General features: G+C 69.8%; 10 protein-coding genes. 5 read left to right on the top strand and 5 right to left on the bottom strand.

The window, feature by feature from the left end; all coding sequences use genetic code 11:
* Positions 1-133: 133 nt before the first annotated feature.
* Positions 134-3,268, top strand: coding sequence for a Tn3 family transposase (locus ABD329_RS46450; RefSeq protein WP_344318097.1), 3,135 nt, complete (start codon positions 134-136; stop codon positions 3,266-3,268).
* A 17-nt stretch (positions 3,269-3,285) separates the two neighbouring features.
* On the opposite strand, the gene ABD329_RS46445 is transcribed toward ABD329_RS46450, so the two are convergent.
* Positions 3,286-3,573, bottom strand: a complete 288-nt coding sequence (locus ABD329_RS46445; protein ID WP_344318099.1) for a TSUP family transporter — start codon at positions 3,571-3,573, stop codon at positions 3,286-3,288.
* 428 nt (positions 3,574-4,001) lie between these two features.
* Positions 4,002-4,763: a COG4705 family protein gene (locus tag ABD329_RS46440; RefSeq protein ID WP_344318095.1), complete on the bottom strand. Its 762-nt coding sequence runs from the start codon at positions 4,761-4,763 to the stop codon at positions 4,002-4,004.
* An 81-nt stretch (positions 4,764-4,844) separates the two neighbouring features.
* Here ABD329_RS46440 and ABD329_RS48405 point away from each other — a divergent pair, with 81 nt between their 5' ends.
* Positions 4,845-5,456: a BlaI/MecI/CopY family transcriptional regulator gene (locus ABD329_RS48405; protein WP_425574478.1), complete on the top strand. Its 612-nt coding sequence runs from the start codon at positions 4,845-4,847 to the stop codon at positions 5,454-5,456.
* The gene (locus tag ABD329_RS46425) at positions 5,453-6,385 is read left to right on the top strand and encodes a M48 family metalloprotease (RefSeq protein ID WP_198282138.1); all 933 of its coding nucleotides are present in this window, start codon (positions 5,453-5,455) and stop codon (positions 6,383-6,385) included. Before ABD329_RS48405 ends, ABD329_RS46425 begins: the two co-directional genes overlap by 4 nt.
* Positions 6,386-6,526: 141 nt before the next feature.
* On the opposite strand, the gene ABD329_RS46420 is transcribed toward ABD329_RS46425, so the two are convergent.
* Positions 6,527-7,684 carry a glycosyltransferase family 39 protein gene (locus ABD329_RS46420; protein ID WP_344318094.1) on the bottom strand — a complete coding sequence of 386 codons (1,158 nt, stop codon included), beginning with the start codon at positions 7,682-7,684 and terminating at the stop codon, positions 6,527-6,529.
* A 414-nt stretch (positions 7,685-8,098) separates the two neighbouring features.
* On the opposite strand from ABD329_RS46420, the gene ABD329_RS46415 reads away from it, so the two are divergent.
* Positions 8,099-8,860 carry an alkaline phosphatase family protein gene (locus ABD329_RS46415; protein ID WP_425574477.1) on the top strand — a complete coding sequence of 254 codons (762 nt, stop codon included), beginning with the start codon at positions 8,099-8,101 and terminating at the stop codon, positions 8,858-8,860.
* Positions 8,861-9,074: 214 nt separating this feature from the next.
* Here the strand turns inward: ABD329_RS46415 and ABD329_RS46410 are convergent, their stop codons facing one another.
* Together ABD329_RS46410 and ABD329_RS46405 are read right to left on the bottom strand one after the other, a co-directional pair.
* Positions 9,075-9,719 carry a class F sortase gene (locus ABD329_RS46410; protein WP_344318093.1) on the bottom strand — a complete coding sequence of 215 codons (645 nt, stop codon included), beginning with the start codon at positions 9,717-9,719 and terminating at the stop codon, positions 9,075-9,077.
* Between the two features lie 153 nt (positions 9,720-9,872).
* The gene (locus ABD329_RS46405) at positions 9,873-10,322 is read right to left on the bottom strand and encodes a hypothetical protein (RefSeq protein ID WP_086879214.1); all 450 of its coding nucleotides are present in this window, start codon (positions 10,320-10,322) and stop codon (positions 9,873-9,875) included.
* Between the two features lie 417 nt (positions 10,323-10,739).
* Between ABD329_RS46405 and ABD329_RS46400 the strand changes: the two genes are divergently transcribed.
* Positions 10,740-11,689, top strand: a 950-nt coding sequence (locus ABD329_RS46400; protein WP_344318092.1) for an ISL3 family transposase, incomplete at its 3' end; no start/stop codon positions are given.

Raw genomic sequence — 11,689 nt, 5'->3', positions numbered from 1 at the left:
CCGGGTGTGAGTAGTTGCGGTACAGAAAGTGCCGGTGAGATTGATCTTGGTCGTCTAGCACACCGTTCGGTGGTGCTGCTGGGGTTCGTCGATACCCGCCGGGCGGGACTTCTCGGGTGCCTACGGTCCGGTTGTGCCGGTGGAGTTTCTGACTGATGAGCAGGCCGAGGCGTACGGGTCGTTCACCGAGGTGCCCACGCGCCCGGAGCTGGAGCGGTTCTTCTTCCTCGACGATGACGACCGTGATCTGATCGCGCTGCGTCGTACGGACGCGCACCGGCTGGGGATGGCGGTGCAGATCTGCACGGTCCGCTACATCGGCCGGTTCCTGGGGGAGGACCCGCTCGCGGTGCCGTGGGAGGCCGTGGAGTACCTGGCCGGGCAGCTCGGCATCGAGGACGCTTCGTGCGTGAAGCGGTATCCGGAACGGCGCAGGACGCCGTACGAGCACGCGGCGGAGATCCAGGAGCGGTTCAGGTACCGGGACTTCACCGACCGGAAGTGGGGACGGGAGTTCCGCGGTTTCCTGTACGGGCGGGCGTGGACGCATGCCGAGTGGCCGGTGGCGCTGTTCAACCACGCGGTGACGTGGCTGCGCAAGAACCGGGTGCTGTTGCCGGGCGTCTCGGTTTTGGCCCGGCAGGTGTCGGAGGCCCGTACGGCGGCGGAGCGGCGCCTGTATGAGGCGGTGGCTCGGGCCGCGCACCGGGCCGATCCCGCGCTCGCGCCGGCGCTGGCGCAGCTGCTGGTGGTGCCGGAGGGCAGGCGGGTCTCGGAGCTGGAGCGGCTGCGTACGCCGCCGGTGAAGTCGACGGGCACGGCGATGGTGCGGGCGATGGAGCGGGTGGAGGAGATCTCCGCGTTCGCGCTGGGCCGGGTGAATCTGGCCCGGGTGCCGGTGAACCGCTTGTCGACGCTGGCCCGGTACGGGCAGCTGAGCAAGGCGCAGACGATTGAGCGGGCGCCGGAGCCGCGGCGCACGGCCTTGCTGACGGCGGTGGTGCGTCAGCTGGAGGCGCAGGCGGTCGACGACGCGCTGGACCTGTTCGCGGTGCTGATGGCGAACCGGCTGATCAGCCCGGCGCGGCGGGCGTCGGACCGGGAGCGGCTGGCGATGCTGCCGCAGCTGGAGAAGGCGGCCCGGATCCTGGCGAAGGCGTCGAAGATCCTCACCGAGGAGCTGGACCTGGTCGCCGAGCACGAGGCGGACCTGGACGTGGCCGCGCTGTGGGCGGCGGGGGAGGAGGCGGTGCCGCGTACGGCGGTGGCCGGGGCGGTCGCGATCGTGGAGGCCCTGGTGCCGGAGGACGACGGGTCGGCCGAGGCGGCGATGCGGGAGAAGCTGGCCCTGCGCTACAACACCGTGCGCCCGTTCCTGTCGCTGCTGGGAGAGTCGGACGCGCTGGACGCTGCCCCGGCCGGACGGCGCATCCTCAAGGCGGTGCGCCGCCTGCCCGCGCTCTCGCGTCGGAGGGTCAAGGACCGGCCGCTGCTGCCCCGCGAGATCGACGCCGAGCTGGTGCCCGCGATGTGGAAGCGCGCGGTGTTCTCCAACCCGAAGCTGCCGCAGGGCGCGGTGGACCGAGACGCGTACGTGGTGTGCGTGCTGGAGCAGCTGCACCGCGCGCTGAACCGGCGCGACGTGTTCGCCTCTCCGTCGAACCGGTGGGCGGACCCGCGCGCCCGGCTGCTGGACGGGCCGCGGTGGGAGGCGATGCGCGCGGACGTCCTGGCGGGGCTGAGCCTTGCCGAGGACGCCGGCGAGCACCTGGCCCGGCTCACCCGGGGGCTGGACGCGGCGTGGCGGCAGATGGCCGACCGGCCGGCCGAGGCCGGGGATGAGGCGAAGGTGGAGATCGTCGTCCCCGAGGGCGGCGGTCGCGCCCGCCTGTCGGTCGACAAGCTCGGCGCGGTGGGCGAACCGGAGTCGCTGACCTGGCTGAAGAACACCACGGAGGCGATGCTCCCCCGCATTGACCTGCCGGATCTGCTGTTCGAGGTCCACTCCTGGACCGGGTTCCTTGACGCCTTCGGCCACGTCTCCGAGCGGCGCACCCGCATGGAGGGCCTGCTCGTCTCCCTGGTCGCGCTGCTGGTCTCCCAGAGCTGCAACATCGGCCTGACCCCGGTCATCGACCCGGAGAACAAGGCACTGTCGCGCACGCGTCTGTCGCATGTCGACCAGAACTACGTGCGCGCCGACACCATCGCCGCGGCGAACGCCGCGCTCATCACCGCCCAGTCCCGCATCGAGCTCGCGCAGATGTGGGGCGGCGGGCTGCTCGCCTCCGTCGACGGTCTGCGCTTCGTCGTCCCCGTCAAGAGCATCAACACCGGCCCCTCGCCCAAGTACTACGGCTACAAACGCGGGGTGACCTGGCTCAATGCCGTCAATGACCAGGTCGCGGGGATCGGCGCGATGGTCGTGCGCGGTACCCCGCGCGACAGTCTGTACACGCTGGACACCCTGCTGAACCTTGACGGCGGGGTGAAGCCGGAGATGGTCGCGACCGACAACGCCTCGTACTCGGACATGGCCTTCGGCCTGTACAAGATGCCCGGCTTCCGCTTCGCCCCGCGCTTCCGCGACCTGGCCGACCAGCGGTTCTGGTGCGCCGACCTGCCCGACGGCGAGGAGCCGGCCGCCGGGTACGGGCCGCTTCAGGCCGTGGCCTGCAACAAGGTCAACCTCAAGCGGATCACCACGCACTGGCCGGACATGCTCCGGGTGGCCGGGTCGCTCATTACCAACCAGGTGAGGGCCTACGACCTGCTGCGGATGTTCGGCCGTGAGGGCCACCCCACCCCGCTGGGGGCGGCGTTCGCCGAGTACGGGCGCATCGACAAGACCATGCATCTGCTCGCCCTGGTCGACCCGGTCGACGACACCTACCGGCGCCTGATGAACCGGCAGCTCACCGTGCAGGAGTCCCGCCACCGGCTCGCCCGCGCGATCTGCCACGGCGGCCGGGGACAGATCCGCCAGGCGTACCGCGAGGGCCAGGAGGACCAGCTCGCCGCCCTCGGCCTGGTCCTCAATGCCGTCGTGCTGTGGAACACCCGCTACCTCGACGCCGCGGTCGCCCAGCTCCGCGCCGAAGGCCACGACATCAAGGACGAGGACGTCGCCCGCCTGTCCCCGCTCAAGGACCGGCACATCAACTTCCTGGGCCGCTACCTGTTCAACATCAAGGCCAGCGGCCCCGGAGCGGGCCTGCGCCCCTTCCGTGACCCGGACGCCGCCGAGGACGACGGCGAACAGGAGTAAGCGGTACGCGGCGCAGGTCAGTCGTGGCGGGCGAGCTTGGCCGCAGAGACGAGCAGGATCACGGCCAGGACCGGGATGAGGACCGCGTCGGGGAACACCCCGAGCAGCAACCCTCCCAGGACCGCGCCCGCGACGGATCCTGCGGCCAGGACCAGGGCGAAACGGCGGTTGGCGCCGAGGACGGCGAAGCTGGCGTCGCGGCTATAGCGGGCGAACGCCACCAGCATCGTGGGCAGGGAGACCAGCAAAGACAGGCTCCCGACCGTTTTGATGTTCTCCCCGAACAGCAGCACGATCGTGGGGATCAGCAGCTCGCCTTTGGGCTTCGCCGTGCTGCTGAAGTTCTACACGCAGTACGGCCGGTTCCCCCGGGGTCGCTCCGAGCTGCCGGGCGAGGCCGTCGAGTTCGTTGCCCGGCAGGTGCAGGTTTTCGCGTCTGAGCTGGGCCTGTACGAGTGGATGAGACAGGATGTCCCGCGCGCGCGTGGGACGGTCTCACGAGTTCCACGCGCGTCCCCTCGCGCAGGTCAGCTACGCACGGGCTGGTCTCGGCGAGACGCCGAGGGCCCGTCCTACAGCGGGGCCGAGGAGGCAGGCGACGTCGAGGGCGTTCCAGGGCTCGCCGAGAGGCGTCTACAGCACGGCTCAGGGCACCGGCGCATCTGGCGCCGTGTGTTTTGCACGCTGAGCGGCCTGGGCTCCCAGGTTGGTCGCTTGAACTGCCGACGGGGGACTACGTGTCGAGCGTAAGAGTTTGCTGGCGGTGGGTGAGCATCTGATAGCCGACCAGAACCACGAGTACGGCAAGCAGAACGGCTGACGTGATGGCGGTTCCTACCCCGAGTCCGCCCTGGGCTACGGGCTTCTCCACTGCGTTCTCCACGACTGCCCCGAGCGGGCGGGTGAGTACGTAGGCCGTCCAGAACAGCACGGTGCCCGAGATCGGCGTCAGATAGTGGGCGGCGAGGATCAGTAGCATCACTGCGGACAGCACCAGAGCGCTGTCCCGGAAGCCCAGGCCGACGATGTGGGACAGGAAATCGCCGCTGGAGGTTCCCAGCGTGTTGGACACCAGTGTCGCGATCCAGTAAAAGATCTCACCTTTGGTGGTGGCGATCCGTTCCACGTCCATGGTCTGCCCGGTCGCCCGCCAGATGATCAGTACGATCACCAGGAGGCTGGTCAGCAAGGCCGCGCCGCCGGTATAGCCCAGCCCGACGGTGCGGTTCACAAAGTCCGAAGTTGCGGTGCCGACGATGCTGGTCATCAAGATCACCGACCAGAACACCGCCGGCCGGAACCGGTCGGCTCTCATCTGCATCATCAGCGTGAGTGCGAATGCCGTCAAGAAAATGATCACTGCGGCGGCGTAGCCGAGCTTCATCGGAGTGATCGCCACGAAGTTCGATACCGACTCACCGAGCGTGGTTGCCACGATCTTGATCGCCCAGAACAATGCGCCAACCCTGGGAAACTTGCTCACAATCTTGGTCATCAGCTTCTCCGTTCCTGCCTCCAAAAGTCGATCAGAGACAGTCTCGGGGCATCGTGGATCGATTGCTCGAAGGAGGCGATCTTGCGCTGGCTGTGTCGCCCGCGGTCGGGGGCGGATGCTGCCGACGCTCCGTTAGGGCCGGGTAGGTCCGCCGCATCAAGCCGTTGGGTTCAGGACTCTCTGTCCCTGGAGGTCCGGTGTGGTTCTCGTGAACAAGGCGAGTGGCCTCTACGTTTGGGCGCGCGTAGGGAGGTCCGGAAAGTCGAGAAACCAAGCAGGCCCGCGCGTTCGCTGACCGCATCGCGCAGGCGGAGCACTGACGGCCTCGGCGTCGATCGACGCCGAGGCCCTGGGAGCGGGCGATCAGTTGCAGCAGTCGCAGCCGGGGCGGCAGTCGCACCCATCCGCCTCGTCACCGGCGGACGGCACGAGCTTGGCCGTGAGGGCGCAGCAGCCCTTGCCCTGCCACGCCTCGCGGCCTTCCTTGACCGCAAGGGGACCCTGGAGCGGGAGCGGCAGGGCCGCGACTACGCCTACCGCCCCATACAGGACCCGCACGGCCTGACCGCTCTGCGCATGCACGGCGAACTCGCCCGCGACAGCGACCGGGAGAGCGCTCTGGCCCGCTTCGTCGCCCAGCTCACCCCGGACGACGAGCAGGTCCTGCGGCGACTGCTGGAGGAGGGCCTATGACGACCACGCTCCTGCTGATCCCGCTCCTTCTGCCCTGTGCGTCGCCTTTCCTGACCCGCCGGATCCTCGACCACCGCTCGCCGGTGGCCGCCCTGTGGACCCTCACCGTCTCCGCGCTCCTCCTCGCAGCCGGTACCGTCGCGGCACTCGGCACCTTCGCGGTGACCGGCCTGCTCGACATCCCGGCGTTCGCCGCGCTGGGCGAGCTGGTCCACCCTCTGCGGACGCCCTCCGAACGGCTGATCCTGCCCGTGGCCGCCCTGGCCGCCGGTCTGCTCACGCTCGGCACCTTTGCGCTCGGGCGCTCGGCCGTGCGCCAGGCCGCAGGGCTGCGCACCGCCCGCTCCCAGGCCGAACGCCGGCCCGTCGCGGGCGACCTGTGCGTCGTCGACTCCCCGCACCCGGACGCCTACGCCCTGCCCGGCCGCCCGCACCGCATCGTCGTCACCACCGGCATGCTGCGTGCCCTGCGGCCGGACGAGCGGGAGGCCCTCTTCGCGCACGAGCGCGCCCACAACACCGGCGGCCACCGCTACTTCCTGGCCGCGGCGGAACTCGCCGCCCACTGCCACCCCGCCTTGCGAGGGGTCCGTGAAGCGGTCCGGCTGGTCGCGGAACGCGCCGCCGACGAGGCGGCCGCCACCGCGGTCGGTGACCGGCGCCTGACCGCCCGCGCCATCGCGCGAGCCGCCCTGGCCGCGCACGCGGCGGACTCGGATCGTCCGGCGTTCACACCGGCGGCGACCACAGGTCCTGTGCCGCGGCGTGTGGCCGCCCTCCTGTCCCCGGCCGGACGAACACCGCGCATCGTGCCGTGGATCGCCGTTCTCCTGGCCGCCTGCGCGGTGATCTCCTGCGCCACTGCGGCGACCGGCGCACTCAGCGTCCACCAGGACATCGAAGTCGCCCAGGGCGAGGCAAGCCGCTGAAACGGAGAGCGCCCAACCGGTATCCCCGGACAACCAACCACAGGTTCCGTCGAACTGGAGGGCGCGGCGGGCGTCAAAAAGATCGCCCGGCGCACGGGCCGCGCGGCGTCCCGCGCAGCATCAGGGACCAGTGACCGCTTACTACGGTGCGTGACCGGCGGCGAAGACCAGGTAAGCGCCGTACAACGCGGACAGGGCAGTCGTCGAGCCGAGCAGGAGGACGCGCACGCTGCCGGAGCGGACTCGGGCCAGCCCGATCGCCAGCGGCAGCAGCAAGGGAAAGGCGGGCACGAGGAATCGGGCCCGGGCGCCGAAGAACGCCGAATCCCCGACAGCGATCACCAACAGGCCCACGCTGTACACCACGAGCGGCAGCGGCTGGCCGTGCGTCACTGTCACGGCTCCGAGGGCTATGGCGGCGCACAGCACGAGCGCCACGACCATCCAGGCGAACGGCACGGACGTGGGATGAAGGAAGACCCGGCCCAGCTGGCGGACTGTGGTGACTCCCCAGTCGAATCGGGAACGCCACAGTCTCTGGACGGCGAAGTAACCGTCCCAGTGGCCGAGCCGGGCACCCACCCATGTGATGAACCCCAGCCAGCCCAGCGGGGCGATCAGCGCACCCAGGCAAGGCCGCCATCCTGCCTTTGCCGGCTGCCGTGCCGGACGTCTGCGGATTCGTACCAAGGCGACGGCTGCCGCCCCGTCGATCGCGACCACCAGGGCCACCGCGCTGGGCCGGGTCAGCCCCGCCAACGCGCACAGGACGCCGGCCCATATCCAGCGCTGGGTCAACGCCGCAAACAGGGACCAGGCGGCCAAGGCCGTGAACAGTGCCTCCGTATAGGCCATGCTCTCCACCACGGCATGCGGCAGCGTTCCCCAGAGCACCGCGGCCAGCACTCCGGTGTGCTTGCCGTAGCACCGGGCGGCAACGGCGAAGATCCCCCAGGCCGCGGTCAGGGACGCGAGCCAGGAGATCAGAAGAGCGGCATGCGGGACGGGCAGCGACGTCAGGGCGTGTACGAGCCGGATCAGGGCCGGATACAGCGGGAAGAACGCCAGGTTGGAGCAAGCGTTCCCTGCCTGCGGACTGGCCGCGAGCATGGGCAGGCCGCAGTCGTATCCGTTCACCGCGATATTTCCGTACCGCTCGGCGTCCCATATCGTCGCCAGTCTTTCCAGTGCTGGATCTCCACGCCGGTGGCCGCAGTACAGGAGCACCGCCACCCCGGCGGCCCGCACCATGGCGAAGCCCAGCACAGCGGGCGCCGCGTCACGGGCTGCCGCGCGCAACCGGTGGTATCGAAGGGCAGGGCTGTCCTCTGTTCCGACGGTGATGGCCGGCGGCCGGGGTTTCACGAGGCGATCCCCTACGCGAGAAGCGGCTTCGACTCATGCGACATCGCCACGTCCTGCCTGGTCATATCGCCACCATGGCATCTCGTGGCCACCCGCACGCGCCGGAGCCGTCCACACGGATTACTCAGCGCTGACCGAGCGCGGGCCTCGGGCGCGAGACCGCCGGAAACATGAAGAATAAAAACCGACAGATCTTCCGGCTCTGCTGTGACCGGAGGCCCCGTGATCGCCTCGTCCCGAACACGCCCCCGGAGTACCGTCCGTCTGCTCGCTTACGCCCTCGGCGTCGCCGCGGCGGTGGCCGCGCCGTGGACGGGAGCCACGGGAACCGGGCACAGGGCCGGACATGTGCCCACACCCGACCACGTGGTCGTCGTCGTCATGGAGAATCACGCGTACGACCAGATCATCGGCAGCCCCAGCGCTCCGTACATCAACTCATTGGGAAGGGGCGGCGCCCTCCTGACCAGCTCCTACGCCATCGCCCACCCCAGCCAGCCCAACTACTTCGCACTCTTCTCCGGCGCGACGCAGGGCATCACCGACGACAGCTGCTACACCCCCGGCTTCCGCTCCGCCGCCAACCTCGCCTCCGAGCTGACGGCCGTCGGAAAGACCTGGGCCGGCTACAGCGAGTCGCTGCCCAGCCAAGGTTCGACCACCTGCGGCAGCGGACGCTATGCGCGCAAGCACAACCCGTGGTTCGGGTTCCGCAACGTCCCCCGATCCAGTGCCAAGACGTTCGCACAGTTCCCGACCGTCTACGCCAGGCTGCCCACGGTCGCCTTCGTCATCCCGAATCTGTGCAGTGACATGCATGACTGCCCGGTCTCCACCGGTGACACCTGGCTGCAGAAGCACCTCGGCGCCTACGCGGCCTGGGCCGAGACCCACAACAGCCTCCTCGTGGTGACCTTCGACGAGGACAACCAGCACAGCAAGAACAAGATCGCCACGGTGCTGTACGGTCAGCCGGTGACCGCGGGCAGCAGATCGGCCACCAGGTACGACCATTACGACGTGCTGCGCACCATCGAGGACATGTACGGCACCTCGCACGCCGGACACGCCGCCACCGCGTCGGACATCACCGGTATCTGGGCGAGCTGAGCGCGGGTACGTCTGCGGCACGCCGCAGCGCCGGGACCCCGCGGCGTGCCGCCCTGGCTCGGACCTGTGAGACACCTCCTGGGCGCGTTCAACCGGTGTCCGGTCACGCTTACCGAGCTACCGGGCCGAGCTTCTGGGCTGTGAGCCCAAGGTCTTGTGGCGTGCTGGCCCACGATGCGTGCACGCGGTCACTGACGGGTGGGCTGGCCGTTGGTCATGTCGCGCCGGTGAGATGGGCGAAGACGACCACGTTGGACTCGTATCCGGTGGACCGGGAGTACGAGCCGCCGCAGGTGATCAGCCGCAGCTCGGGGCGGTTGGCGGTGCCGTAGACCTTGGTGTTGGGGATCTTGTTCTTGGGGTAGACCTCAATGGCGTCGACGGTGAAGCGCGCGACCTTGCCGTCATCGCGCTGGACCTGAACCGGCTGCCCCTTCTTCAACTTGCCGAGGTTCCAGAAGACGGCAGTGCCTTTGCGGATGTCCACGTGGCCGTAAAGGATGGCGGTGCCCGTCTGGCCGGGCGTGGCGCCGTCCTTGTACCAGGCAACGAGGTTGTCCTTGTCGACTGGCGGCTCCTTCAGATGACCTCCTGCGTCAAGGCCAAGACCCGTCAGCGGAGCGTCGACGGAGATGGCGGGGATACGCAGCCGTTGGGGCTCCGAGCGGGACAGGGGGCTGACGGCCGCTGTCCGCGCGGCGGTTGCGGCCGCCGCGTCGGGCGACGGAGTGAAGGGCTGGGCCGCGCCGGGAAGCGGCGGGTGACGCGTCACGGTGCCGTCGTGCATCAGCCAGCCGCCCAGTATCAGACTGGTCATGGCCAGGGTGTAGCCTCCGACCACCAGGAACCGGTGCCTCATGTGTCCTCCCGCGAACGGCGTACGGGTGCGTGTGCGCGTCGTCGTGATGCCATGACCCTGTGGTGGCCCGTGTCAAGTGGCCCCGGACCGGACTCGCCGGTCCGGGGCCACCCGGTCACTGGCTGTGCTCCGCCTCAGCGGCCGCGCTCAGCCTCAGTCCCGGTCGGCGGCCGCGCGGCGACGGCGCACGATCAGCACGCCGCCACCCAGGCCGGCTGCGGCCAGCGCGGCGCCGAGGGCCGTTTCGAGGCTGTTCGGCTCCGAGGCACCGCTGCCCGTGCCAGTCTTCACGCCGCCGGACGGGCGACGGGTGGTTGTGGTGGTGTCGTCCCCGGCGGGCTCCCGCTTGCCGGAGTCCTCGCGCTCGGTGCGACGGGTGGTTTTGGTGGTGTCGTCCCCGGCGGGCTCCCGGCCCGTGGTGCTGCGGGAGTCCTCGGGTTCGGGGGTGGGAGCGACGAGGCTGCTGGCCTCGGTGCGGCTCTTGACGATCGAAGACGACGAGGTTCCCGCGTACGCGGACTGCGCGAGCGCCGTCGTCAGCGCGAGTGATGCGGTCGCGATGGCCGCGGCGACGCATGCCCTGCTGGTAATCGGTGCTGACATCGAACCTCCCGGGGCTGAGAAGGACGCCGGTCTCTCCGCCGTCCCCACGCTCAGCAGCTTCGCCCGGTTATGGGCTGGTTGTTCTATTTGGCGCGCCCGTTCGGGTGAAAGCAGCCCGAGTTAGCGAGAGGAGTCGCGTTCCTCACGGCCCACGATCTCCGCTGGTCAATGCGAGATACGCCCGGAGTGGGCGCCCTCTATATCCCGGGGCGGCGGTGTCCTTCTCGGCGTCGGTCGAACTCTGGTTCTGTCGCAGGGCTTGTGGATACTCACGGACCGTAACCGTCGGCAGATTAGGCGGCCGTGTGGAAGTTGCCCGAAATCAGCTCCGCTTGGTGCTCGGCCGGGTGATGGTCACCGGCTGCGGGAAAGAGCACGGTTGACCTGAAGGAGCTGCTGTTCCCTGGCGTTGCCGACGTGGTGATCGCGTCAGTGGAGGCAGAGCCGGGGGTCATACGCGTTGCGGCTCGCAGCACTGCGCGTGGCGCGCGGTGTCCGGGATGTCGCGGCTGGTCCGAGCGGGTCCATGGCTCCTACCAGCGCCATCCCGCCCACCTGCCGACCGCGGGGAAGGCAGTGGCGCTGGCGTTGACGGTCCGTCGCTTCCTGTGCGGCAACCGGGAATGTCCCCGGCGGACCTTCGCAGAACAGGTAGCGGGGCTGACCAGGCCCTATGCGCACCGTACCGAGCGGCAACGCTCCACCTTGGCCCGGATCGCCCTGGCATTGGCCGGCCGGGCCGGCGCCCGCCTGGCCCACCTGCTCGGCATGAACGCCGGCCGGGACACCCTGCTACCTCTCATCCGCGCACTGCCCGACCCCGACAGACCCACCCCACGAGTGCTGGGCGTGGACGACTTCGCCTTCCGCAGAGGACACACCTACGGCACGATCCTGATCGACATCGACACCCACCGGCCCATCGACGTCCTCCCCGACCGCGAAGCCGCCACCCTGGCCCGCTGGCTGGCCGACCACCCCGGCGTGGAGGTGATCTGCCGCGACCGCTCCACCGCCTACACCGACGGCGCCCGCGCCGGAGCACCGAACGCCGAGCACTGTGCGGACCGCTGGCACCTCTTCCACAACCTTGTAGAGGCCGTGGAGAAGACGGTCATCCGCCATCGGGCCCTGCTCCCCGAGCCCGAACCGCCCGACGACCGGCCGGCGGTGACGGCCGATGACGTCCGGGCCGCCGCGTCCACCGCCCGAGCGACAGCCGCACCGCGCACGTCCGGGCGGATCAGTGACCGCACCCGCGAGCGCCACCAGACCATCCACGAGCTGCACCACAACGGCCACAGCCTGCGCGGCATCGCCGCGCAGCTCGGCCTGGCCCGCAACACCGTCCGCCGCTTCCTGCGCGC

It is taken from the genome of Streptomyces javensis, from assembly GCF_039525925.1.
In the GTDB taxonomy this organism is placed as follows: domain Bacteria; phylum Actinomycetota; class Actinomycetes; order Streptomycetales; family Streptomycetaceae; genus Streptomyces; species Streptomyces asiaticus.
This window is presented reverse-complemented; position numbering and strand designations above follow the sequence as displayed.